The organism is Streptomyces sp. NPDC014889 (genome assembly GCF_043081205.1).
Taxonomy (GTDB): Bacteria; Actinomycetota; Actinomycetes; order Streptomycetales; family Streptomycetaceae; genus Streptomyces.
Genome location: NZ_JBIBWH010000018.1, coordinates 45,315 through 71,717 on the forward strand (window position 1 = coordinate 45,315; position 26,403 = coordinate 71,717).

12 protein-coding genes are annotated in these 26,403 nt (G+C 69.7%); 5 read left to right on the forward strand and 7 right to left on the reverse strand.

Annotation, left to right across the window (positions count from 1 at the left end; genetic code table 11):
• The first annotated feature begins 219 nt into the window (after positions 1-219).
• The 3 genes from ACF09J_RS30415 (at position 220) to ACF09J_RS30425 (ending at position 8,027) form a co-directional block, all read left to right on the forward strand.
• Positions 220-3,378 carry an amino acid adenylation domain-containing protein gene (locus tag ACF09J_RS30415; RefSeq protein ID WP_392308667.1) on the forward strand — a complete coding sequence of 1,053 codons (3,159 nt, stop codon included), beginning with the start codon at positions 220-222 and terminating at the stop codon, positions 3,376-3,378.
• Between the two features lie 4 nt (positions 3,379-3,382).
• Complete coding sequence (locus ACF09J_RS30420) at positions 3,383-4,672, forward strand: MFS transporter (protein ID WP_392308668.1); 1,290 nt, start codon at positions 3,383-3,385, stop codon at positions 4,670-4,672.
• A gap of 133 nt (positions 4,673-4,805) precedes the next feature.
• Positions 4,806-8,027 carry an amino acid adenylation domain-containing protein gene (locus ACF09J_RS30425; protein ID WP_392308669.1) on the forward strand — a complete coding sequence of 1,074 codons (3,222 nt, stop codon included), beginning with the start codon at positions 4,806-4,808 and terminating at the stop codon, positions 8,025-8,027.
• On the opposite strand, the gene ACF09J_RS30430 is transcribed toward ACF09J_RS30425, so the two are convergent.
• The 4 genes from ACF09J_RS30430 to ACF09J_RS30445 are packed head-to-tail and all read right to left on the reverse strand — an operon-like array spanning position 8,020 to position 16,233.
• A complete protein-coding gene (locus ACF09J_RS30430) occupies positions 8,020-9,453 on the reverse strand; it encodes a hypothetical protein (protein ID WP_392308670.1) in 1,434 nt (477 codons plus the stop codon). The genes ACF09J_RS30425 and ACF09J_RS30430 overlap by 8 nt on opposite strands.
• On the reverse strand, positions 9,450-9,662 hold the full coding sequence (locus ACF09J_RS30435; RefSeq protein WP_392308671.1) for an MbtH family protein: 213 nt from the start codon (positions 9,660-9,662) through the stop codon (positions 9,450-9,452). The genes ACF09J_RS30430 and ACF09J_RS30435 overlap by 4 nt, the downstream gene beginning before the upstream one ends.
• A gap of 50 nt (positions 9,663-9,712) precedes the next feature.
• Positions 9,713-14,986 (reverse strand): amino acid adenylation domain-containing protein, encoded by a 5,274-nt coding sequence (locus ACF09J_RS30440; RefSeq protein WP_392308672.1) that lies wholly within the window; start codon positions 14,984-14,986, stop codon positions 9,713-9,715.
• Complete coding sequence (locus ACF09J_RS30445) at positions 14,983-16,233, reverse strand: cytochrome P450 (RefSeq protein ID WP_392308673.1); 1,251 nt, start codon at positions 16,231-16,233, stop codon at positions 14,983-14,985. Before ACF09J_RS30445 ends, ACF09J_RS30440 begins: the two co-directional genes overlap by 4 nt.
• A gap of 209 nt (positions 16,234-16,442) precedes the next feature.
• Between ACF09J_RS30445 and ACF09J_RS30450 the strand changes: the two genes are divergently transcribed.
• Positions 16,443-16,943: a DinB family protein gene (locus ACF09J_RS30450; protein ID WP_392308674.1), complete on the forward strand. Its 501-nt coding sequence runs from the start codon at positions 16,443-16,445 to the stop codon at positions 16,941-16,943.
• A 63-nt stretch (positions 16,944-17,006) separates the two neighbouring features.
• Here the strand turns inward: ACF09J_RS30450 and ACF09J_RS30455 are convergent, their stop codons facing one another.
• Positions 17,007-17,708, reverse strand: a complete 702-nt coding sequence (locus ACF09J_RS30455; RefSeq protein ID WP_392308675.1) for a hypothetical protein — start codon at positions 17,706-17,708, stop codon at positions 17,007-17,009.
• 341 nt (positions 17,709-18,049) lie between these two features.
• Here ACF09J_RS30455 and ACF09J_RS30460 point away from each other — a divergent pair, with 341 nt between their 5' ends.
• A complete protein-coding gene (locus ACF09J_RS30460; protein ID WP_392308676.1) occupies positions 18,050-19,201 on the forward strand; it encodes a glycine amidinotransferase in 1,152 nt (383 codons plus the stop codon).
• A gap of 209 nt (positions 19,202-19,410) precedes the next feature.
• On the opposite strand, the gene ACF09J_RS30465 is transcribed toward ACF09J_RS30460, so the two are convergent.
• Both ACF09J_RS30465 and ACF09J_RS30470 read right to left on the reverse strand, forming a co-directional pair.
• Positions 19,411-22,626, reverse strand: coding sequence for an amino acid adenylation domain-containing protein (locus tag ACF09J_RS30465; protein ID WP_392308677.1), 3,216 nt, complete (start codon positions 22,624-22,626; stop codon positions 19,411-19,413).
• A gap of 144 nt (positions 22,627-22,770) precedes the next feature.
• Positions 22,771-26,181: an amino acid adenylation domain-containing protein gene (locus ACF09J_RS30470; protein ID WP_392308678.1), complete on the reverse strand. Its 3,411-nt coding sequence runs from the start codon at positions 26,179-26,181 to the stop codon at positions 22,771-22,773.
• Positions 26,182-26,403 lie beyond the last annotated feature (222 nt).

Below are 26,403 nucleotides of genomic sequence, written 5' to 3' on the forward strand. Positions count from 1 at the left end.
CGAGAAGACTTCCCCCTACGCGGGTTCAGCGGCCACCCGCATACGGGGCACGTGCCTCGTGTCGGCAGGGACCGAGCGCGTCATTCGCAGGGAGTCGTCTTGTCCTCTGAGTCCCTCCCCCTCGCCAGGGGAGCGCAGCAGACTGCCACCGGAGTCCAGCCGGCGGAGGGCCCTCTCGGGACCGGCGGGCAAGCCGACGCCTTCTCACCGACCGTAGCCGTGGCTGTCCGCCTGCGAGGGCAGCTCGACCCTTCTGCGCTCCAGGACGCGCTGTCCGATCTGGTGGGTCGCCACGAGGCCCTCCGCACCAGCTTCACCTTCGGCCCCGGCCAGGAGCCGGCGCAGGTGGTGCACCCGCGGGATCGGGTGACGGTGGCGTTCAGCCGTGACGACGTCGAGCCGCGGAAGATCGCGGCGCGCGTGGCGAGCGTACTGGGTGGCCGGACGGACCTCGCCTCGGCGTCGTCGGTGCGCGCCGAGCTGTGGCGGGTGCGGTACGCCGACGGGGCGGTGGGCACCCCGGAGTGGGTCGTACTGATGCACGCCCCGGGGGTCATCGCGGACAGCCGGTCCATGGAGATCCTGATGGAGGACCTGGCGGCGGCGTACCGGGCGCGGCTCGCCGGAAGTCAGCCGGATTGGGCCGCGCTGCCCTCGGTGCCGGACGCGGCGGCAGGGGTACGCGAGCGGCCGGCCGGCCGGCCGGTGAAGGAGGGGTCGGCGTACTGGACGCAGCGGCTCGCCGGTGCGGCACCGCTCCAGCTGCCCACGGACCGGCCCGTCACGCCAGACCGGTCGGGTCACGGGGCTGCCGTTCCCGCCGAAATCCCCGCAGACCTCGCTGACGCGCTTCGCGCGCTGGCCGAGGCGGAGGGTACTGACCTGTTCACGGCGCTTCTCAGCGCAACTGCGGTCGTTCTGGGACGTTGGGCGGGGCGTGCGGACATCGTCATCGGCGTACCGGTCCTGGGCCGCAACGCGGACGGGCTCGACTCCCTTGTGGGGAACTTCGCCGGCGTACTGCCGCTGCGCGTCGGACTGACCGGTGGCGAGCCCTTCCGGCAGCTCCTGCAGCGGGCCGACGTCGTCCGTCGGGAAGCCTTCTCCCACGCGGACGCGCTGTCCGAGCCGCACGACGCCGGCGGCGTGACAGACGCGGGGCCCGCGCTCGCGCAGGCGCTCCTGACGTTGCACGGATCGCTGCCGGAGCCCCCGCACTTCCCCGGGCTCGAAACGGAGTGGCTCGACATACCGGCATCGATGGCCGGCACCCAAGTCCGCATCGAACTCGCCCCGACCGCTTCCGGGGCCCTCATCGGCTCGCTGGTCTACGCGACCGACCTGTTCGACAGCGGTACCGCGCACCGACTCGTCGAGTCCCTGCTGACGGTCTGCCGAGCAGCGACCCACACCCCCGACAGCCCGGCGGCGCCACCACTGCTGTCGGACGACCAGCACCGGTTGATCACCACCGATTTCAGTGGTGCCGCCCGGCCCGGGCCCGGCTCACCGCGGCACGTCCATGAATGGTTCGAGCAGCGGGTCGACGAGACACCGGACCGCATCGCGGTGATCGCCGATCTCGGCAGCTCCACCGCTCAACTGTCCTACCGGGAACTGGAAGAGCGAGCCAACCAGGTCGCGTGGTGGCTGCGTGGACGCGGCATGGGAGCCGAGGACCGGGTCGGCGTGCACCTGAACCGCGGCCTCGACCTCATCTCCGTACTGCTGGGCATCCTCAAAGCAGGCGCGACCTATGTACCGCTGGATCCGCAGTCGCCGCCCGAACGGCTCGACCACGTCATCCAGGACGCCGCCCCCGCGCTGTGCCTGTCCGACTCCGGCCAGGACCCGTGGTCCAGTGGCGGCGTCACCGAGGTCGTCCAGTTCGACGACGCGCGGGCGCAGTTCTCCGCCTGCCCGGTGAAACGGCCGTCGACGCGTCCCTTCGGCGCCGGCGCGGCCTCTGTGATCTACACCTCGGGGTCGACGGGGAAGCCCAAGGGAGTCGTGGTCACCCAGGACGGCCTGGCGAACCAACTGGGCTGGCTCTGCGAGTCGATGGGGTTCGGGCCCGAGGACGTCACACTGCACAAGACACCGCTCGCCTCGGACCCCTCTTTGTGGGAGATCCTCGTCCCGCTGATGAGCGGTGGGCGTCTCGTGCTCGCCGACCCGCTCAACCATGGTGACCCCGCCTACCTCCTCGACACGCACCACCGGTACGGCGTCACCGCGTGCGACTTCTTCCCCTCCCTGCTGCGGCACTTCCTGGCGGAGCCGGGGGTCACGGAGCGGGCCGGCGCTCTGCGCCTGGTCATCTGCGGCGGCGAGGAACTGAACGCCGATCTGTCGCGACGGTTCGCGGACCTGCTGCCCGCGGCCAAGCTGTACAACCTGTACGGGCCGACAGAAGCCACCATCGCCGTGACCTTCCACCAGGTGACCGGGGAGGCCGGCGAGCCGATCCCGATCGGCCGCCCGATACCGGGTACGGAGATCTACGTCCTCGACGAGCACGCCCGGCCCCAGCCCATCGGTGTACCGGGCGAACTGTTCATCGCCGGCGTGCAGCTCGCACGAGGCTACCTGGGCCGGCCAGGGCAGACGGCGGACAGGTTCGTCCCGCATCCGCTGTGCTCCGGTGAGCGGCTCTACCGCACCGGCGACCGGGCCAGGTGGCGCGCGGACGGCAGTCTGGAGTACCTCGGCCGACTCGACCACCAGGTCAAGATCCGTGGCTACCGGGTGGAACCCGCCGAGGTGGAGGCGGCATTGGCGGCGCTACCCGGGGTCGGCCAGGCCCTCGTCCTCGCGCGGCCCGCACCCGGCGGCGGACTTCGGCTGGTCGGGTACCTCACCCGGTCACACCCGGGAGCGAGCACCGACACCGCGTCGCTGCGCAGGGGGCTGGCCCGGCTGCTTCCGTCCGGAATGATCCCTTCGGCATTCGTCTGGCTGGATGCCTTCCCCCTGACACCGGTCGGCAAGGTGGACCGCGAGCGGCTGCCCGCACCTGCGGACAGCCACCGAGCAGTGGTATCCCCTGCTCCCCCGGAGAACGTCGTCCAGGAGGTTCTGCTGGGCATCTGGTCCGACGCGCTGCCTTCCACAAGTCCCCCGGGCATCCGTGACACCTTTTCGTCGCTCGGCGGCGATCTGGAGTGTGCCGAGCGTGTCGTGTCCCAGATCCGCGACCTGTTCCGGATCGAACTGCCACGGCACTGTGTCATCGAGGAGGCCACCGTCGAAAGGCTCGCCGGACTGCTGCGCGACCGGGATCCGGCGAAGGGCAGCGGTGTCGAACGCACCGCCCGGCTCATCCTGCGAGTCCGGGCCATGGCGCCGGACGAGATCACGGCGAAGCTGCGGAGCTGAGCGGGTGCGCCTCCGGAGAGCCGGCCCCGGACCACGTGCCCGCAGCCGTGCCACCGTAGCGACGGCCTCGCGCGGCGACCGCGCGTTCTGGTGCTTGTGGTGCGCCACCGGCGTCTCCGGCCTCGGCGACGGCGTCAGGTTCGCGGCCTTCGCCCTGTTCGCCGCGGTGCTGACGAGCGATCCGCTGCCGGTGGCCCTGGTCACCGTCGCCGGCCAGCTTCCGTGGCTGTGCGTGGGGCCCTTCGCCGGGGTACTGGTCGACCGGTTCGACCGCCGCAGGACCCTCTGGATATGCGATGTGGCGCGCGCCGCAGTGATGGTCTGCTTCAGCGTGCTGACGCTCCTGGGCCACGTGGACATCGCCACCTTGACGGTGACCACGTTCCTGCTCAGCTCGATCGAGACGCTGGCCGACAACCTCTCCCAGGCCATCACACCGGAGGTGATCGGCTCACGTTCGCTGGACTCGGCGAACAGCTGGCTCTTCGGCGGCCAGTTCATCACGAGCGAGTTCCTCGGCGCGCCGTTGGGCACCTTGCTGTTCTCCATGGCGTACGCGCTGCCCTTCACCGTCGACGCGGTGACGTTCGTCCTCTCGGCGGTGCTGATCCTCGGCATACGGGGCAGCGGAGCCGGCCCTCCGCCGCGCACGGCTCGGCCCGTGGTCACCGACATGGCGGACGGGATCCGCCGGCTGCTCCGTCATCGCGTCCTGCGGCCCCTGTGCCTGCTCATGGGAATGCTGAACTTCGCCGTTCTCGGTGTGCTGGGTATCGCCGTGCTCTACGCGCTGGAAGTGCTGCGTGTCAGCCAGACGACGTACGGTCTGCTGCTGACCGTCATCGCGGTCGGCGGACTGATCGGCCTCTTCGTCGCCCCGGCCCTGGCAGCGAGGATCGGTCACGGCCGCACTCTGCTGGTGGCCTTCGCCCTGTGCCCGCTGCCGCTGGCCATCGGGGGCGTCACCTCCAACCCCCTCGTCGCGGCGCTGGCCCTCCTGTTCGTCGGCGTCAGCGTGTCACTGGGCAACGTGGTGACGACGACGGTGCGCCAGACGCTGATCCCGCCCGACATGTTCGGGCGGATGAACGCCGCCTACCGGCTGTTCGTCAACGGCCTCGCGCCGCTGGGCGCGTTCGCCGGGGGAATCGTCGCCCAGCAGTACAGCCTGCGCGCGCCCTTCTACGTGGCGGCGGTCGTGTGCGTGCTCCTGGTCGTGGCCGCGCCCAGGCTGCTCCGCGACCTCCCGGAGCCCACCGCAGCCGCCAGGACGTCATCCGGCGAGCGAAGCTGAGAGCGCGACCGTCGGCCCGCCTCGGCTCTGCCCGCATCCGGGTTTCTCCCGACTCCCCGGCAGGCGCTCGGAAGATCACAATGAAGGCCCTCGTGAACCCGTGTCCTTCCCGTTCGGTGAACCGGAGTCCGCCTTGTCCTCCTCACCCACAGCGCAGTCGGACCACTCCGGTGCGCCCGACGCCAACGAGCAACCGCTGCGCGAGCGCACACTGCCGGACCTGTTGCAGGAGCGGGTTCGGGCCGATCCGCACGCCACCGCACTGGTCAGCGATACCGCCACGCTCAGCTTCCAGCAGCTCGACGTAAGGGCGAACCAGCTCGCGCACCTGCTCATCGGCCTCGGCGCCGGACCGGAACGCGTGGTCGGGGTGGTCCTGCCCCGCTCCATCGACGCGATCGTGGCCATGGTGGCGGTACTCAAGACCGGTGCGGTCTTCCTGCCGCTCAACCCGGACTACCCGGTGGAGCGCATCGCCTTCATGGTGGCCGACTCCGCGCCCGTCACGGTGTTGGTGGGCGACGCGGTGGGCCTGAAACCGGCGGACCTTCCGGGGACTCGGCTGCTCAGCTGGGAAAGCCTCAACACCGCGTCATACCCGACGGCCGATCCCACCGACGACGACCGCACACGGCCACTGCGAGCCGCACACCCGCTGTACCTCATCTACACATCGGGCTCGACAGGCGCGCCCAAGGGCGTGCTGATGCCCGCCCTCAGTCTGGTCAACCTGCTGGCCTGGCACGGGGAACGCTTCGCCGGCGGACCGGATGTCGTCGTCGCGAATCTGTCCGCGATCGGCTTCGACTTCTCCATGCACGAGATGCTGGCCGCGCTGGTGCACGGCAAGCGGCTGGCCGTCCCGACCGAAGAGACACGGCGTGACCCGGTGCGGCTCGTCCGCTGGCTCGACCACCACGGTGTGAACCAGGTCTTCCTGCCCAATGTCCTCATCGAGTCAATGTATGAGGCGGCGGCGGAGGTCGGCGTCGGGCTGGACAGGCTGACCGACATCATCCAGTCCGGTGAGCCGCTGGTGCTCGGCGAAGGCATGCGGCACTTTCTGCGCGAGCACCCGGGACTGCGGGTGCACAACCACTACGGTGCAACCGAAATGCAGGATGTCACTGCCTGGACCTCCGGCGCGGACACCCTGCGCCCGCCCGCGATAGGCACCCCCCTGTGGAACACCCGCGTCCACCTCCTGGACCAGGAGCTGCGTCCCGTACCGGATGGTGTCGCCGGTGATCTGTACGTCTCCGGCGTGGGTCTGGCCCGGGGCTACCTCAACCGCCCGGGGCTGACTGCAGAGCGTTTCCTGCCCGACCCGTTCGGCGAGCCGGGCCAGCGGATGTACCGCACGGGTGACGTGGCGCGCTGGAACGACGACGGCGAGCTGGAGTGCCTGGGCCGAAGCGACAACCAGGTCAAGCTGAACGGCTTCCGGGTCGAACTCGGCGAGGTGGAGGCTTACTTGCGTGGGCGTCCGGACGTGGCCAGGGCCGTCGTCCTGCCGCGTGAGAACGCCCAAGGCGGCAAGCAGCTCATCGCGTACGTGGTCCCGTCCGGCTCGGCGCGCCCCGACTCACGGACGGTCCGCCTCGAATTGGCGCGAGTACTGCCCGCGCACATGGTGCCCGCCGCCATCGTGACGCTCGACGAGCTTCCGCTGTCCCCCAACGGGAAGATCGACCTACGGGCCCTGCCCTCCCCCGTCACCGGGAGCGGCGGAGCCCGGGCCGGAACGCCTGACGAAGAGTTGATGGTAGACGCTTTCACCGAGGTACTCGGCGTCGCCGACGTCGGGGCCGACGACGACTTCTTCGCACTGGGCGGCGACAGCATCGCCGCCGTGCGGCTGGTGATCCGCGCGCAACGCGGCGGGATGGCCATCAGCACACGCGACGTGTTCGAGCTCGGCACGCCGCGCAGGCTCGCCGGCACCGGCACCGTCCAGGACGTACGGAACACCCCCGTGCGACCGTTGCTCTCCCTGCATCACCAGCACCTGGGCCGTCTGCAGGCTGCTCGACCGGACATCGACCACATTCTGCCCGTCACCCCGGTCCAGCAGGGGTTCCTGTTCCACCGGCTCCAGGACGAGGACGGACCGGATGTCTACACCCAGCAGCTCGTACTCCGGCTCGGCGGCCGGGTGAGCAGTACCGCGCTTCGCGCGGCGGCCCGCGAGCTGTTGGCCCGGCACGAAGCCCTGCGGGCGGGCTTCTTCACCGAGGGCCTGCCGGAGCCGGTTCAGCTCGTGGTGACGGAAGCCGAGCTGCCCTGGAGGGAGACGGATCTCTCCCACCTGGACACCCACGACGCCGATGCGGAGGTCCATCGGCTGGCGGAAGAAAGCCGCAAGGTCCCCTTCGATCTGTGCACGCCCCCGCTGCTGCGCCTGCACCTGATCCGCCGGTCGCCGCAGGACCACCAGTTGGCGATCGACTACCACCACATTCTGCTCGACGGCTGGTCCGTGACCCTTCTGGTGCGAGAACTGTTCGCGCGCTACCGAGGTGACAGCGATCCAGCGCCCGCCCCGTCCACTCGCGAGTGGCTGCGGGCGCTGCGGGCCCGGGACAGCGACGAGGCGACGCTGGCCTGGCGTACCGCGCTCACGGGGATACCGGAACCGACCGTCCTCGCCTCGACAGCCGACGACCGACGGCCGTCGGCGCCTTCGGCCCGGTACATCCTCGACCTCCCGGCCCACACCACCGAGTCGCTGGCCTCGCTCGGCCGGGGCAACAGGCTCACGGTCAACACCATCGTGCAAGCCATGTGGGGGGTATTGCTGGGGGCCGAGACCGGCACGCGGGACGTCGCGTTCGGCACCACCGTCTCCGGGCGTACGCCGGATGTGGAAGCGGTGGAGCAGATGATCGGGCTGCTGATCAACACCATTCCGGTCGCGGTCAGGATCCGGCCCGAGGAGTCCGTGTTGACCCTGTTCCAACGCCTCCAGCACGAACATCAGACGCTCGCGCCCCACCAGCACCTGAGTCTTGGGACGTTGCAGCGGCTGCTGGGCTGGTCTGCTGAGTTCGACACGCTGTTGGTCTTCGAGAACTCCGAGATGCAGTTGCACACCACGACAGGGACGGCTGAGGGACCCAGGGTCACGGGGGTGGAGCTCAGCGATGACACGCACTACGCCATCAGTCTCCTTGCCACACCGGGTCCGCAACTGCGGCTGAGTCTGACGTACCGGCCCGGCCTCATCGGCGTGAACCGGATCCGTTCCCTGGCCGAGCGGCTGGCGCAACTGCTGACGGCCGTAGCCGAAGATCCGCACCGGCTCGTCGGAGAACTCCCGACTGCCGCCGGCGCGGAGGGCGCCTCGCTCAGCTGACGGACAGCGTCGAACCGGCGGAGACCTCGGCGAAGGACCTGAGGTCCCGCACGCCCAGCGACCGGGCGAGCGCGGCAGTCACCGGCCCCAGGGCGCCTTCATGGGACATGTTGTCGCCGACGACGCCGTCGATCCACACACCGCCGCACTGCGGTCGATAGCGCACCTGGCACGTCACCTCTGCCGAGCCGTCCGTCACAGAGACCTCAGCAATCCCGTCCGTCCCGTCGAGCGCGACCACCGCGTCGGACGGCAGCGCCACCCACAGCGACGCGGACCGGCTGCGCAGGACCTCCGCACGGTAGACGTCCTCGATGTCCTTCCAGCTGACGTCGCGGCCCTCGGGCTCACCGTCCTGGATGGCTCGGTTGAGCAGCCGGGTCGGAAACTCCGGCCACCCCGGACGCACTCCGAGGCCCGACACGTGACGCGGGTTGAGCTCGGTGGCGGCGAATCCCTCGTCGCTGAGGAGCCCGTCGATGCTGAAGACGCCGACGTAACCGATGGAGTCGGCCAGTTCCTGGCCGACCCGCCTGGCGTACGCGCGCAGCTGCTCCCGCTGCTCGTCCTTGGCCCGCCAGTAGGTCGAGGTACCGCAGTAGACCAACTGGCCCGTGCTGGGGCGGTGCAGCGTGATGACCTCGATCGGGTCGAAGACCGCCACTCCGTCCGGGAGCACCATGCCCATGGCGCTGCAGGGCACGCCCGGAACGAACGCGGCGATGCGCACCTTCTCGGTCCGCCCACGCAGCTGCTCCACGGCCACGTCCAGCTCGCCACGGCTTCGGACCCACCGAAGTCCCTGTGAACTGCCCAGCACCTCCCGGGTCGTGTCGATGGCCACCATCACGCCGTGGCCCTGGTCCAACGCCACCGCTGTGCCGGTGAGTGCCGGATCGTCGATCGAGCACACCACGTGCGCCGGCGCCGGGATACCGACGTTCTGCCACAACTCGTCGATCCGCGTCTTGTCCTCCCAGACCTCCCAGCCCTTTCGCCAGTGGCCGTACGCGGGCCGGCCGCCCAGTTCGGCGTACTCGGCGTAGGTGGTGCCCAGCATGTGGCAGCTGCGACCGGGGTCCACCTGGTCCAGCCACTCCAGCAATTCGGCGGGCTGCGTGCTCAGCCACGCCTCGAACTGCCGGTGAGTCATCTCCAGGCCGCGCTCGGCGCAGCTCCACACATGCTCGGCCGGCGGGTCACCGGGGGCGGGCCGTGTGTTGATGACGACGGCAGACAGGCTCGCGCCGGAAAGGCCCAGCTCCTCCGCCAACGCCTTCATCCCGCCGTTGAACTTGTGCACCGTCATGATGACGCGTCGTCCGGCCCAGGTCCGGCGCATGTCGTCAATGACCCTGCTCAGCCGCTGCCGAGCCTCGTCCAGCTCGCTTTCGGAGGTCTTGTCCACCCGCCCCGCCGTACTCATGTCGCGCTCCCGTCCATCTGCCGACGCAGGCTGAGCGGCCGCATGTCGGTCCAGACCTCATCGATGTACGCCAGGCACTGCTCACGGGTTCCGGACATGTTGTCGGCCCGCCAGCCGGCCGGAAGTTCGGCATCCGCCCGCCAGATCGAGTACTGCTCCTCGTCGTTGACCACGACGGTGTACGTCTGTTCGCGCGCCTCGTCAGGCATCGGTGCTCCTTGTGAAGAGGGTTGAGCGGTCGTGGGCCGGGCGGACTGCGTCAGCTGTCATGGCCGTCCTGCGCCAGGAGATCGGTCACCTCGCTGTCCGACAGGTCTTCCAGGCCGGCCAGCAGCCGGCTCAGCTCCGTGGGGTCGGCCTGCGACCACTGGGCTTCCTGGACCGCGACCGCGACGTCCGCGATGGCCGAGCTGCCGCTGAGCAACTCGCTGACCGGTAGCTCCACGCCGAAGTCACGCTTGATGCGGGCCACGATCCTGGTGGCGAGGAGCGAGTGCCCGCCGAGCTCGAAGAAGCCGTGAGTCACGGATACTTCGGGCAGTTCGAGGACGTCGCACCAGATCTCCGCCAGTTGTTGTTCCACCAAGTCGCGTGGCGGGGTGAGTCCGGCGCGATCAACCAGCACAGTGGGCTCCGGCAAGGCCGAGCGGTCCAGCTTGCCGTTCGCTGTCGTCGGCAAGCCGGGCAGACCGACGAAGGCCGCGGGCACGAGAGCGGGGGGCAGTCGCTCAGCGAGGAACGCGCGGAGGGAGCCGTCGTCCGGCAGCCCGGTTCCCGCTCCGTCTCCGTCTCCGTCTCCGTCTCCGTCAGCGACCAGGTAGGCCACCAGGCGCGGTTCACCTGCGACACCGCGCCGGACGTCCACCGCCGCAGCGGCCACCTGCGGGTGGGCGGCGAGCGCGGCCTCGACCTCCGCCGGCTCGACCCGGTGTCCTCTGATCTTGACCTGGTCGTCCAAGCGACCGAGGAACTCCACCATGCCGTCCGCCGACCATCGCGCTCGGTCACCCGTGCGATACAGCCGGCCGCCGGGCTCGAACGGGTCCGGTTTGAAACGTTCGGCCGTCAACGCCGGGCTGCCTAGATATCCGCGGGCCACCTGGACGCCGCCGATGTGCAGCTCGCCCGCCACGCCGACCGGAACCGGCTGCCCCGCGCCATCGAGGATGTACACCCGGCATCCGGTGAAGGGGCGGCCGATCGGCAGCCGAGCCCGGGCGGTGAGACCGGGATGGATCTCGCAGCCTGTGACATCGATGGCTGCCTCTGTCGGGCCGTACAGGTTGTGCAGTTCGACGTCGGGCAGCAGTTCCCGCACCCGTGCGGCCACGGAGGGCGCCAGTTCCTCACCACTGCAGATCACTCGGCGAAGAACGCCGGCGCACTGCGTCACCCCGGGTTCGTCGAGGAAGGCTCGCAGCATGGAGGGAACGAAATGGCTGGTGGTGATGGCGCGTTCACGGATGAGCCGGGCCAGGTAGGTCGGATCACGGTGGCCTTCGGGGCGCGCGAGGACGACGGAGCCACCCGTGACGAGCGGCCAGAACACCTCCCACACCGCCACGTCGAAGCCGACCGGGGTCTTGTGCAAGACGCGTTCCGCCTTGGTCAGCCCGTAGGCCTCCTGCATCCAGGAGAGCCGGTTGACCACTCCGGCGTGGTGGTTCATCACGCCCTTGGGCGTCCCTGTGGTGCCCGACGTGTACATCACGTACGCGAGGCTGCGCGGCGTGGCGGTGGTCGGCGGCCTGGAGACAGGGAACCGCGCCGCCGGGTACGGATCGGCGTCGAGGCACACGACAGCAGGTCGTCCGGCCCCGTCCAGGGCGCGTTCGAGCAGACCCGACGCCAGGTCCTGGTTCGTCAGCACTACTCGTGGCTCAGCGCCACGCAACTGGGCGGCCAACCGACCGTGCGGGTAATCGGTGTCCAGGGGCAGGTAGGCTCCGCCGGCCTTGAGCACGGCAAGCAACGCGACGACCAGTTCAGGTGAGCGTGGCAGGCATACCGCGACCGGCTGGTCCACCCGTACCCCCAAGTCACGGAGCAGCCAGGCGAGCCTGTTCGCTTCTTCCTCCAACTGGCCGTATTCGAGGACGCGTTCCTCGACGATCACTGCCGGTGCTGCCGGATCCAGGTCGACCTGCCGCTCCACCAGCGCGTGCAGCACGTCAGGGGCGGCCGGCTCGCCGCGCACTCCACTGAATTCCCCGGTGACGCGGGCACGTTCGTCCGCGCTCATGACCGGAAGGTCGGCCACCGGCAAGTCCGTGCCCGGCAGCTTGGGCTGTTCGGCAACGGTGCTCAGCACCGTTGTGAGCGCGTCAGCGATCCGTTGAACGGTGTCCCGCTCCAAGATGTCGGCGGCGTAGACGAAATGTCCGGCAAGCCCACTGTCCGGCCGCTCGGTGAGGTGCAGCGCCAGCTCGAACTGGGCGCCTGGGGCCGGCAGTTCGAATGCCTCGGCCCGCACCTCGCCCGCTTCCCACGGGGCGAGCGGCACATTGAGCGTGAGAACGGCCCGGACGAGCGGCGCCCGCCCGTCGGGACGGTCCTGGCCGACCTGCCGCACGATCTCGTCGAAGGGCATCCCCTGGTGGGCGTAGGCGGCGAGGCAGCGGGTCCGCACCCTGGCCAGCAGTTCGTCGAAGGTCGGCGCGCCGGAGGTGTCGACCCGCAGCGGTACCACATTGACAAACAGCCCCACCTCCTCGGCCGTTTCATGGTCACGTCCGGCGGCTGGGGTGCCGATGACGAAGTCGTCCTGACCGCTCCACCGCTCCAGCACAGCGCCCACACCCGCGAGCAGCACCATGAAGAGGGTGGCCTGCCGGGACCTGGCGTACTGCCTGAGCCGGCCGGCCTGTTGAGGGGTGAACCCGATCTCCAGCGAGTCGCCGCGCCAGGTGGGCGACTGCGGCGGTGGACCGTCGAGAGGAAGGTCCAGCGGGACGGCGGAGGTGAGCGTGTCCCGCCAGAAGGCGGCGTCGTCCTCACACCAAGGGGGGCCCGGGGTGATGCGCGGCACGGCGGGGGCGGCCGGAACCGGCGGCGTGCCACCCGGCAATCCCCCGGCGTAGTGCTCGCCGAGCCGGCGCAGCAGCACACCGAGCGACCATCCGTCGACGACGATGTGGTGGGCCGCGATGCCGAGATACCAGTCGTCGACATCGCGCTGGACGAGAACGGCCCGCAGCAGCGGACCGGTCGCCAGGTCGAACTTCGCGGTGGCGAGCTCCTTGATCACCTGATCGAAGCGTTTGTCCCGATCGGCGGCGTTGTCCGTGCCGGTGAGGTCGACCCGGCGCAGCGGTGTCGGTTCAGCGGGCCGGACGACCGTCGTGAGCGAGCCCTCGGAGTCCTGGACGAAAGCTGAGCGCAGGATCGGGTACTGGAGTGTCAGGTCGTTCAGACACTGGCCGAGCAGGTCGGGATCGACCGGCCCTGTGAGCCGTACGCCACCGTGGACGTGATAGGCACCGCCGGCGCCCATGTGGTCCAACAGCCACATCATCTCCTGGGCTCTGGACGGCTTCGGGGTGTCCGGAGCAGCCGTCCGCTGTGGCGGACTCGCGATGGGCGGTGCGGCGGAGGTCCGCCGGGAGACCAGTGTCTCCAGTTGGGCGGGGGTCAGCCCGTCGAGCAGCCGGTCGACGGTGAGTTCCACACCGAACGTCCGGGACAGCTCGACGATCAAGCGGACAGCCCGCAGCGAGTCCAGGCCTTGGCCCAGCAGGCTTTCTCCGGGCATGACCTGACGGGGTGCCAGATCGAGCACCGCCGCCACGGTCTGGGTCAGGGCACTGTGCGTGACCTGGTTCCCGGCTTCGCCCCCGGGAACTCCGGGTACCGGAACCAGTGTTCCGTCCAGCCATTGTTGCCGCGTGGCGTTGCGCCGGACCTTGCCACTCGTCGTGCGGTCGATGGCACCCGAGCGGACCAGCACCACGTCGTGCAGGGCGAGTCCGTGCTCGGCGGCGATCGCCTCTCGCACCGCTGACAGCACACGGGGCACGTCACCTGCCGCGAGCCTGGGTGCGACTTCGTGGACGAGCACGACCCGCTCCTCGCCGTCGTCGTCCACCGAGAACGCGGCCGACCGGCCGGGCGGCAGGGCCGAATGGCTCCGGCCCGCCGTCTGCTCGATGTCCTCCGCGTAATGATTGCGCCCCCGGATGACCATCAGGTCCTTGATCCTGCCCGTGAGGAACAGTTCACCGTCGAGCTCGAAGCCCAGATCGCCGGTACGGAGGAAGGAACGGCCCGGGTGGCCGGGCAGTTCCACACCGAAGGCGGAGGAAGTGCCGGTGTTGCCCCAGTACCCGCCAGTCACGCTTGGACCGCTGACGCAGACCTCACCGACCTGGCCCGGAAGACGGGCACTGCCGTTCTCCGGGTCCACAACAACGACCAGGTCGTCGCCCTGCGGGCACCCGCATCCAGTGAACGACGCGGTCGGGCCACCGTCCGAGCGGGCGGCGAGCACCACCTCCCCCTCTTCCAGCTCGCGACGGCCGACTTCGACGACGCGCGGGCCGGCCGGGGACCTTCCTCCGGTCACGAACAAGGTGGCCTCAGCGAGGCCGTAGCACGGATGGAACGACGAGCGGCGGAAGCCTGTGCCCGCGAAGGCGCGGGTGAAGTCCTCGAGGGTGTCGCCGCGGACCGGCTCGGCGCCGATCATCGCGTGCCGCAAGGTACTGAGATCAAGGTCCGCGCGCTCCCGCTCACCGATTCGCCGGACGCATTCGCGATAGCCGAAGTCGGGCGCCGCCGTGGCGGTCGCCCGGTGCCGGCTGATCGCCTCGAGCCAGCGGTGGGGCTTGCGCAGAAAACTCGTCGGGCTCAGCAACGTGCAGGGGAAACCGGCGTACACCGGTTGCAGGATCCCGCCGATCAGCCCCATGTCGTGGTACGGCGGTAGCCAGCTGACGGCTCTGGTGTCGGCGTCGGGCTGAAGCACGCGGTTGATGACCGCGAGGTTGTCCATCAGATTCTCATGCCGCACCTTGACGCCCTTGGGGGCACCGGTGGATCCGGAGGTGTACTGCAGGAAGGCCAGGTCGGCCGCCTGAGCGGCCTGCGCTGTCCAGTTTGGCGCGGTCGCCTGCGCGGGCCCGTCGGTGAGGAGCCAGTCGAGCGAGTCCACGAGGGGCTGTGAGGCGTACTCGGCGCGGACGGCGGCGGTGGTCAGCGCGACCTTCGTACCGGCGTCACCGGCCACCGCCAGCATCCTGGTGATCCCGAGCCGCCCGGTCGGCAAGTACAGGGGAACGGCGACGACCCCCGCGTACAGGCAGCCGAAGAACGCGGCGACGTAGTCCAGTCCGGGCGGGTACAGCAGCAGCGCGCGCTGTCCGGCGAGCCCGTGCTCGCGGAGCACCGCGGCGATCTCACAGGCGCGCCGGTCGAGTTGCTGGTAGCTGACGACCCGCTCGGCCTCTCCGTCCTCCATGAACTCGAAGCAGGTCAGGTCAGGTGTCCGGTCAGCGCGTTCTCGCAGGACATCGACCAGCGTGCGACGGTCGTTCACCTGCTGCGGACCTTCCCGATGATGGGCATGTGCTTGATACCCGCCACGAAGTTCGACGCGAGGTGCTCGACCTCGCCGGCCCGCTCGATGTCGGAGAAGACGCTCAGGATCTCGTCGAACAGGGCCCGCAAGGTAACCCTGGCGACCGTGTGTCCGATGCAGTAGTGGCCACCTACACCGAAGGCGATGTGCCGGTTCGGCTTACGCCGGAGGTTGAAGGCGAACGGGTCTGCGAACGCCGCCTCGTCACGGTTCGCGGAGCCCAGCCAGACCACCACGGCGTCGCCCGATCGCACCTTGCGGTTGCCGATCTCCACGTCACGTAGGGCGTGCCGCATGAAGTGGTTGGCGGGCGAGGCCCACCGCAGTGCTTCCTCAACCGCCGACGAGACGGTTACTCCGTCGGCGCCGCCCAGCAGTTCGCGCAGGGTGGGAGTGCCGATGAGCGAGTCCAGAGCCGCCGTCGGCACGTAGGGCGTGGTGACGTTGGCACCGAGCAGCAGGCTGTAGCAGTTGGACAGGACTTCACCGAGCCCCAGCTTGCGGCCCTCGAACTCCATGGAGAGCAGGAGGCTGATCAGATCGTCACCGAGGTCCCGCTGCCGTTCCCTGACCACGTCGGCGAAATAGGCGAAGAGTTCGCGGTGGGCCTGTTGCAGCGCGGCGTCCGGACCGCCTTCCACCGTGTACTCCGGGTCGTCCGGAGCGATGGACATCAGGGTGAGCCTGGTCAGACGGGGCCAGTTCTCTTCCGGCAGGCCCATCAGCATGCCGGTCACGGCCATGGGCAGATGGGTGGCCGCTTCCGCGATGTCGAAGGGCTCCTGGGACATGGCCGGTTCCAGCAGCCGGCGCACGTGTGCCCTGATCTGTTCCGAGGAACGCTCCACCGACTTGATGGCAAGTGCGCGCTGCAGAGGCTCGCGCATTCTGGTGTGCCGGGGCGGGTCGGTGGCGGCCATCTGCTGGCCACCGGCCGGGTCGTCCTTGCCGAGCAGGTTGAGCAAGGTGCCGCGCTGGGACGTGAAGGTCTCGTGGTCACGTAGCACCCAGGAGCCGTGCTCCAAAGTGGTCACCGACCAGAAGCCCAGGTCGCTGCCGACGGGGTGCCAGCGCACTGGGTCGTGCTTGCGCATCGCGGCCCAGACGGGGTGCGGATCTCCCGTCGAGTACAACCGGGGGTCGACAAGGTCGACCGTGTCCAGGTCTATCTCCTCGGTGGCATCCACTGAGGTGGGTATTCTCATGCTGCTCGTTCTCCCGCGGGTCGATGGCCAGCCACCGCTCAACGGCCGGATTCCCATTGGATCGCCGTGACGGCGAATGCTGGAGTCCGGAGAAGCCCGGACTGCGGCACGGGCTCGGCCGGTCGTGGCCGGTCTTCCGTGCGAAGCCCCCTGTGCGCCACGACTTGGCCCGGCGGTGTGGTCGCCAACTATGCTGTTACGGTGCGTGCATGACTCAGCATGTGCCTGCCACAGGTGGCGAAAAGGACAGTCTGCGCATCAGCCTCGACCGGCACCGCGATGTGGTGCTCTGGAAACTCCAGGACCTCGACGAGGATCAGGTGAGACGGCAGATGACGCCGTCCGGGACATCGCTGCTGGGGCTCGTGAAGCACCTGGCTGCCACTGAGTACGGCTGGTTCAGCGAGACCTTCGGACGCGAGACGGAACCGCTCCCGTTCGATGACGACGACCCGGAAGCCGATCTGCGCCCGACGCCCTCGGAGACGACGGCTGACATCGTGGCCTTCTACGGTCGGGCCCGTGCCGCGTCCGACAAGGTGATCGACGAGCTGGACATCGACGCGGTGGGCACCGCGTGGCACGGCGAATCCGTGACGTTGCGATGGACGCTCATTCACATGATCGAGGAAACCGCCCGGCACGTCGGGCACATGGACATCGTGCGCGAACTCCTGGACGGGCAGACCGGCGACCACCCGCGGAACTGACCACCCAGCGCCGTACCCGCGGCCGGCCGCGGCGCCCGCGCCGCAGACACCTGCGGCACCGTCCTACGGAGCGAACCACCTCGTGGTGGCGCGTGCGAGCACCGTGCCCCGGCTGTCGTACAGCACCGACGTACTGGCAAGTCCGTGATCGTCGTACGTGTCGAGGCGGCCCACCACGACACACTGGTCTCCGGGGGTCGGCAAGGTCTCCAGTTCGGCGCGCATCCATCCCAGTACCTTCGGAGCGGTGACCAGGTCCGCGGTCCAGCCGGACGGGCAGTCGAGGACGCTCCAGACGAATTCCGGAAGCACCCGCCCGTTCTCGCCGGTCACCGTCGCGTCCGGAACCCATGGGCAGGCGACCGTGGCCGCCCGGCCCGGCACCGGCCCCGGGGCCAACAGCAGGCCCTCCCCCGGTTTTCGGTCCGGTCCGCAGACGAAGCAGCGCGGAAACGGGTGGTTCAACCGGCCCGGGTACTGTCCGGACGCCTGGATCGCGTCCGCCGACGACACGGGGTCGACGTGGCCCACCCGGTGCTCCGTGGGCGCGGCGGTCGCGATCAGCTGGTCGCCGTCCCACAGATGCGCTCTGCGGCCACCCACCTCAGCCCGCAGGGGGCGGTCCAGCCGGGGTGGCGCGTGCAGGGTCACGGCGACCGGCATCGGGCACAGCCGCGCGAAGGCGCCACACGCATAACCCCCGTTGGCGCTGCCGTCCGGCCCGTTGCACCGGCCGTCAATGGTCAGCTGTCGGATCTCTGGCACGATCACCCCTCATGGGCCGGGCGAAAGACCTTTCACTCTGTCAAGGCCGTGCGTGGAGTGGCAAGGCCGGCCGACTGCGAACCGTGCGCCGACGGTCCGACATTCCCCGGACACATCGCCCGACGCGGTGGCGTTCCCCACCGTCCGGGCTTCTCCGGACTGGAGCAGCCACGTCCGTGGCGATCGAATGAAGACCCACCCGATGGAGCCCCGGCACAGCCACCGGGTCTGCAGGAGAACGGTCCCGTCGGGGCCCGCGATGGCGGGTCCCGGAGAGAGGCCGAAGCACCCAGCCATCCCCGCCTGTCGCAGGGCGGTCGCATAAGAGAGGCGGCCGACGAGTGCACTCCGACGCCAAGATCGTCAATTCCTGGAACGAGTGGGACCCGCTGCAGGAAGTCGTTGTGGGCAGCGCCGACAACGCCTGCTTCGAGCCGACGGAACCGGGACACAAGCCTCAGGAACGCGGTCTGCCCCCTTCGGCCGAACGGCGGGCCTTCCCCACCGGGCCCAAGCCGCAGGCGACCATCGAAAAGGCGAACGAGGAACTGGCCGGGCTGGTGGCCCTCCTCGAGTCCCAGAACATCACGGTGCGACGCCCCGAGCCACTCGACTTCTCCGCACCCTTGAAGACCCCGACGTTCGAGGTTGAGAACCAGTACTGCGCCGTGTGCCCGCGGGACGTGATGATCACGTTGGGCAACGAAATCGTCGAGGCCACCATGTCCCGCCGGTCGCGCTACTTCGAATACCAGGCATACCGCAAACTCGTGTACGGCTACCTGGCCGCCGATCCCCGCATGAGCTGGTCGGTGGCGCCGAAGCCCTCCATGGCGGACTCCATGTACCGCGAGGAGTTCTGGGACTGGCCGCTGGAGAAGCGCCACAGGGAGATGCACAACTTCGAGTTCTGTATCACTCAGAACGAAGTGGTCTTCGACGCCGCGGACATGTGCCGTCTCGGCCGGGACATCCTTGTCCAGGAGTCCATGACCACCAACCGGGCCGGCATCAAGTGGCTCACCAGGCACCTCGAGCCGCAGGGCTTCCGGGTCCACCCGGTGCACTTCCCGCTGGACTTCTTCCCCTCGCACATCGACGCCACGTTCATCCCGCTGCGCCCCGGCCTGATCCTGACCAACCCCGACCGTCCCATCCGCGACGGCGAGGAGAAGATGTTCCTCGCCAACGACTGGGAGTTCGTCGAGGCGCCACAGCCGAGTCTGACGAACGACGAGATGCCCACCTACTGCCAGTCGACGAAGTGGGTGTCGATCAACGTCCTCAGCCTCTCACCCACGAAGATCGTCTGTGAGGAGAGTGAGAAGCCGCTCCAGGAGCTGCTGAGCAAGCTCGGGTTCGAGGTCTTCGCCATACCGTTCCGCAATGTCTACGAGTTCGGCGGGTCCCTGCACTGCGCCACCTGGGACATCCGCCGTGAGGGAACACGCGAGGACTACTTCCCCAACCTGGACTACGCCCCGCTCGTCTGAGCCTCGGCCGGGCCGGGGGGGGGGGGGGGGGGGGGGGGGGGGGGGGGGGGGGGGGGGGGGGGGGGGGGGGGGCGCCCGGGGGGGGGGGGCCCCCCCCGCCCCCCCCCCGCCCCCCCCGCGGGGGCCCCCCCCCGGCCCCCGCGCCCCCCCCCCGCCCCCCCCCCCCCCCGCCCCCCCCGGGGGGGCCCCCCGGCGCTGTCGACGCTCGCTCAGGGAGCGTCGACAGCGGTCACGATGATCTGGGCCACCTCGGCGGGCCGGGTCGCGAGGAAGTAGTGGCCGCCACGTTTCAGTGTGCGCACCGAGACGTCCGTGGCGAACCGCGTCCACTCCTTCGGGTCGCCGTTGACGCCCTCGTCGTCGTCGGCCAGCACGACCGTGACGGGCACGTCAATTGCGGGTCGCCCGTCCTGGCTCGCCTCGACGAAATACCGGCATGCCGCGGCCGTATCGTGCCGGTAGGACGCCGCAAGCGGTCCGACGTGCCCGGAAGCGGCACTGACCAGTTCATGCATTCCGCTCTCCAGGGCGAGCCCGGCGATGATCTCCGTGTCTCCCACCCGGTCGATCCCGGCGATCTGTGCCAACCGGTCGGCGACCTGGCCGGGCAGCTGAGCACCCAGGAAGACCCTCTCGACTTCCTGGCCCCGTCGGCGCAGCAGCCGGGCAGTCTCCAGAGCGCAGGCCGCGCCGGCGGAGTGTCCCCACAACAGCACCTTTCCCGCTTCCATGCCGGCCACCTCGGCCGCCACCTCCTCAGCCAGCTCCGCCACCTCCACCAACGGCTCGGCGAGCGGACCGGCGGCCAGGCCATGGCCAGGCGGTTCGACACCGTGCACCGCCCATCCGGAGCCGGCCAGTTCCTTGGCCAGCGGTACGTAGTTCATCGCGTTGCCGCCCGCGTGCGGGAAGCACACGAGCACCCCGCGCGCCGGTCCGCCAGGCGGCGTCAGGCGGTGCAGACGTCCATCGGCACGGTCCTGCTGCCCATCGAGGATCCGTGCCAGGTCCGCGAGTACGGGGTGGCGGGTGACGTCCCCCAGGGTGATCGACCTGTCCAGCGCGATCACCATCCGGAGAGCCGAAAGCGAAGAGCCTCCGGAGCCGAAGAAGTCATGGGTACGGCCGACCTGCACCCGCGGGATGCCCAGCACGTCGGCCCACACCGCGGCCAGCCGCCGCTCCGCCTCCGTCCTGAGTTCATCGCCGGCGACGGACGTCTGATGCAGCCCGTCAGCGATCCGCGCCAACTCCTTGCGGTCCACCTTCCCGTTGCTCGTCAACGGCAGGGTGTCGAGCCAATACCAGTCCGCCGGGATCATGTATTCGGGAAGGTGCTGGGACAGCGCGTTCGCCAGCGCGCCGACCGGCAGTGCCGGCGGGCTCGAGTGGAAGGCCGCAAGGCGCTGTTCGCGGTCCTTGGCGCCCGTGACGACGACGGCTGCCTCGCGCACCTCGGGGACACGCAGGAGCCGGTCCTCGATCTCCTCCGTCTCGATCCGGAATCCGCGGATCTTGACCTGCGCGTCCTTGCGGCCGGAGAATTCCAGCTTCCCGTCCGGCGCCCATCTCCCGAAGTCGCCCGAGCGGTAGAGACGCTGTCCCCGGTGGTGTGGACTGGCAGGAAACGCAGTGCAGGTACGGATCGGATCGTTGACGTAGCCGCGGCCGATGCAGACGCCGGAGAAGACGATCTCGCCGGGAGCACCGAGCGGTACCGGCATCAGATGGTGGTCCACCACGTACACCTTGGCGCCGGGGATCGGCCGGCCCAGCGACACGCGTGCCCCGTCCGGCGCCCGGTCCATCACCTCGTGGTTGGTGTCGTCACATGTCTCGGTCAGGCCGTAGGCGTTGACCAGCGGCACGGCTGGGAAACGTTCGAACCAGCGGCGTACCAAGGCGGCCTTCAGTGCCTCCCCGGTCGCTGAGACGCACCGCAACGACGGCAGTTCCCTCGGATGCCACGCCAGTTCGGTGAGGAGTACGTCCAAGTAGGAAGGAACCAACTGGACCACTTCGACCCGTTGATGATCCAGTTCCACCACGAATCGCCCCACATCCAGGAGCACATGCTGGGGAACGATCACCACCGTGCCGCCGGCCAACAGCGGAGCGACCAGCTGCCAGAGGGAGATGTCGAAGCACTGCGGCGCGGTCTGGGCGACGACCGTGCCGCTCCGCACACGCAAGTCGTCGAGCTTGGCGAGCATATGGTTCAGCATTCCCGCCTGTTCGCACATCACCCCCTTGGGCTCACCCGTCGAACCGGAGGTGAAGTAGATGTAGGCCAGCCGGCCGGCCGGCACATGGACCCCGGGGTCCGAGGACGGGTGCCCTTCGCGCAGGAGCCCGTCCACGGAATTCACCCGGAGACCCGGCAGCAACTCCGTCACCGCCTCCGCGACCTTGTGGCCCACGGGGTCCACGAGAACAACCTCGCATCCCGACCTGCGCAGCATGCCGGTGACCCGCTCGGCGGGAAACTGCGGCTCGACGGGGAGGTAGCAGCCTCCGGCCTTCAGAATGGCCAGCAGTGCGATCATCCAGCCCAGGTTCCGTTCCGTGACGACGGCGACGACGTCCTCCGCCTGAAGACCGTCGGCCAGCAGCGCGTGGGCGACCTGGTTGGCGCGGTCGTCCAGCTGCTGGTACGTCAACCGCTCCTCACCGAACACCGCGGCCACCGCGTCGGGACGGGCTCGGGCCATGTCCGCGACCAATTCGTGCACCCTGCGGTCGGGCAGCTGCCGGCAAGGCCCGCTGAGCTCATCGAGCTGGAAGCGCAGTTCCTCCTCCCCGAGCAGCGACCGCAGGGTGTGCGCGACGCCCGGGGCGGTCGTCAGCAGCCGCAACGCGGTGAGGTGGTAACCGGCGATCCGGGCCGCGTAGTCGGCGTCGATCACCTCCCGTCGGCACCGCAGTACGAGACACATCCGCCCAGCGCGCCGCCTCAGCCCGATCCGCAGCGGCAAGCCCACATGGTCCGGCCAGGCGCTGGTCGGCTCGCCCATACCGACCACCGTTTCAAACATCGGTGCATCACCGACGAGTTCGACGGGGAAATCCGTGTGCCGGGACATCACGGCCGTGAGCGTGCCCACGTGCTCGACGAGCTGCCGCCAGGTCGCATGCCGGAGATCCACCAGACAGGGCAGCGGTGGCGCGCCCTCGGGGTCCGCGAAGCCCACCCGCACTTCGTGTTCACCGCTGAGCGCACCGACGACCTTGGCGTGCACGGCCAACAGAACCGCGCTGATGTCGACGCCCAGCGTTCCGGCCAGCCGCAGCATCGCCTCGGACAGGTCCGCGGGCACCGTGAACTCGTGCTCGTCGGTACCCGCCGGCTGCTGCGACCAACGCGGAAGGGTGACGGCCCCGCCACCGAGCAGGACCTCGCGCCAGTAGGCGGTTGTTGCGTTCATGGAGCACCTCTCGTACGGGCGCCTTCGCGGCGGCTGCGGTGGGTCAGTGGAAGCCCGGGCCGGTCTGCGGCAGTCATCACGAGACGCCTGGTACGACGCGCCCCCCGGACGGCCGAGCCGGTCGTGCCGTACCGGCGGAGAACATCAGGATCCGTCTCCCGTGGACCGCAACTCCGACCCGACCTCCTCTGCCGACATCCCCTGGACTCGGAGCACCAGTTCGGCGATCCGGTCGACGTCGACGCCATCGGCGGTCCCGCGTTCCCGTACCGAATCGGCGAAGGCGGCCACGGTGGGGGTGTCCACGAAGAAGTGGAGGGGGAGATCCATCCTGAACAACTCACGCGTCCGGGACACGACCTGGGTGGCGAGCAACGAATGCCCGCCCAACTCGAAGAAGTCGTCCCGCGCACCAATGTGCTCGATGCCGAGGACTTCCCCCCAGATCCTGGCGAGCACACGCTGCAGAGCACCGGTGGGCTCCACGCGCTCGGCGCCGGGCGCGGGCTTGCCCCACTCGGGCTCGGGCAGCGCGTTCCGGTCGATCTTGCCGTTGGTGAGCCGCGGGAACTCGTCGAGGACGACGTAGGAAGCCGGGATCATCGGCGTCGCCAGCGCCCGGGCCAAGTAGCGGCGCAGTGTGTCACGGTCCGGCACTGGAGTCCCGTCGGGCGCCGTCAGGTAGCCGACCAGGTGGTATTCGCCCCCGGCCCGCGGCCAGGCGCGGACGACGGCTTCCTCGACGCCGGGGTGCGAACGCAGCAGGGCTTCGACTTCGCCGGGCTCTACCCGGTAGCCGTGGATCTTGACCTGCTGGTCCAGCCGGCCCAGGAACTCCAGGGTGCCGTCATCACGCCACCGCACTCGGTCACCGGTGCGGTAGAGCCGTTGTCCCGGCCGGAAGGGGTGCGGCACGAACACGGCGGCCGTCTGCCCCGGCCTGCCCAGATAGCCGCGGGCCGCCTGCACGCCGCCGATGAACAGTTCGCCCGGGACACCGACCGGCTGCGGCCGGCCGTCGGCGTCGAGTACGTAGAGTTCCACCCCAGCGGCGGGCCGGCCGATCGGCACGGACGCCGGAACCGGAAGGGTCACCTGGTGCAGGGAGGCGTCGCAGGAGCCCTCGGTCGGGCCGTACAGGTTGTAGAGGCGCACCTGCGGCGCCAGGTGCAGGAGCTGCTCGGCGACGGCGCGAGGAAGGTCTTCGCCCCCGCACACTATTATCCGCAAGTCGCCGGTGGAGTCGGCGAACTCCTGCTCGACAAGAGCGGAACGCAGCATCGAGGGTACGAAGTCGCAGGCCGTGACCCGGTGTCTGCGCAGCACCTCGAGCACATAGTCGGGCTCGATGTGCCGGCCGGGCTCAGCCATGACCAGCCGACCGCCGGTGAAGAGCGGGACGAGCATCTCCCATAGCGAGGGATCCGAGCTGATGGGTGTCTTCTGCAGCACCACGTCTTCTGGGCCGAAGGCGAGGGGGTCGCACATCCAGCGCATCCGGTTGGCCAGGCCGTGGTGGGTGAGCAGCACGCCCTTGGGCTTGCCTGTGGACCCGGAGGTGTACAGCAGGCACGCGGCGTTGTCCGGGAACAGCTCGACGTCGGGCCGACTCGACGGAAGGTCGTCCCATGGGACGGTCCCGGCGTCCAGGACCACGACTGTCGTGGGCCGGTCGGCCGTCGTGACGGAGTCGGCCAGTTCGGTGGAGGTCAGGACGAGGCGTGGTGCCGCGTCTCCCACCACCTGCTCCAGGCGCCTGGCCGGGTGGCCCGGGTCCAGCGGCAGGTAGACCGCTCCCGCCTTGAACACCGCGAGCATCGCCACTACCAGGTCGATGCTCCTGTGCAGTTGGACGCCGACCAGGTCCTCGGTGCGCACACCTGACCGGATCAGCCAGTGGGCGAGCCGGTTCGCGCGTTCGTCGAGCTCCCGGTAGCTCACCTGGTCGGCCGACGGCATGCCGTCGGTCACCACCGCCACCGCCTCAGGGGACTCGGCTGCCTGCTCTTCGAAGCAGGCGGCGAGCGGCCGGGCCGGGCCGGGCCTGTGCTGTGCTCCGCTGACCTCATCCACCAGGCGGTCCCGATCGGCCGGAGGCAGCGTCGGGAGCGCGCGCAGCGGAAGATCGGCGCTGTTCGCCCCCGCGGTGAGTACCGTCGTCAAGCTGTCGGCCATCCGTTGTGCGGTCTCGGGCTCGAACAGGTCGGTGGAGTAGACCAGCCAGCCCGACAGGCCGCCGGACGCGTCCGGCGCCAACTCGACGCTGACGTCCAGGTCGGTCCCGACCCGGGGCAGCTCCTTCACGGACACCTTGAGTCCGGGCAGGTGCGGCACGCCCAGTGGGACATTGCGCAGCGAGAGCAGTACCCGCGGCAGGTCGGGGCGACCGTGCTGCCGCCCGACATCGATCTGCTGGACGACACGCTCGAACGGCACGCCCTGATGTCCGTATGCGTCCAGGCACACGGCCCGTACCCTGCCGATGAGGTCCCGGAAAGTGGTCGCGCCCTCCAGGTCGACCCGCAACGCCAGCGTGTTGACGAACAGGCCCACCAGGCGTTCCAGCTCGGGGCGGGGCCGTCCGGCGACCGGCGTGCCCACGACCAGGTCGGACTGTCCCGACCACTGGTGCAGCACGACAGTGAAGGCAGCGAGCAACACCATGAACGGTGTGGCGTTCTCCGCCTGGGCGACCCGGCTCAGCACGCTGGTCAGCTCCGGGCCGATCACCAGCGGCAGCGAGGCGCCCTCGAAGGAAGGGCGGCTCGGCCGCGGCCGGTCGCCGGCCAGGTCCAACGGCGGAGCGTCGGCCAGTACACGGCGCCAGTAGTCCAGTTGTGCGGCGGCTGTCTCGCCCTCGAGCCGGTTCCGCTGCCAGACGGCGAAGTCCGCGTACTGCACATCGAGCTCGGGCAGCCGCGCCGGTTCTGCCGCAACGGCCGCCCCGTACAGCTCCGCGAGTTCGTCGACGAGCACGCCGAGCGACCAGCCGTCGACCGCGATGTGGTGCACGCAGAGCGCGAAGACCCACTCGTCGGTGCCACGGAGGTTCCACAGTCCCGCGCGCAGCAGTGGCGGATCGCCCAGGTCAAATGGCAGCTGGGTCAGCCGCCGCACGAGCTCGGCCACCTCCTCAGCCAAGCCGTCACCCACAGCGAGTTCCATGGTGAGCTCGCCGGCGGGCCTGACCACCTGGGTCAGCAGGTGGTTGGCGTCCAGCTCGAACCCGGTGCGCAACGTTTCGTGGCGGTCCACGATGGCGGAGAGGGCCGAGCGCAGCGCCTCGGGGCTCACGTCTCCCTGGAGCCGCAGCATGACGGGCATCAGGTAGGTGACGGCGGCCGGGTCCAGCTGGTGCTGGAAATGCAGGCGCTCCTGGCCGGGCGAACAGACGAACCGATCGGTGCCCGGGGCGCGCAGCGGGATGCGCGCGGCCTGCTCCCGTTGGGTGTGCCGGCGGCTCAGACTGCGGCTCAGGAGCGCCTGGCGCTCCGGCGACAGGTCGCGGAGGCCACGTCGCAGCCGCTCGGCTTCGGACAGCGGCTCGTCGGTCATCCCGTATCCCTCATAGCTCATAATAGGAAGCGACCGGCCGGGCCGGCGCGACGTGATCTGACAACGCAGCACACCGTGGGCATGACGAGACCGGGGCTCCTTCTACGCGGTGCTGGCACCGGCTGTCTGCACATCAGGGTGCTGGTGCGCACGTGACGAAGAAAAGTCGGGGAACCTTCGACGTCGGCCCCGGCGCTGCACGCGCTTATCATCCGACATCCG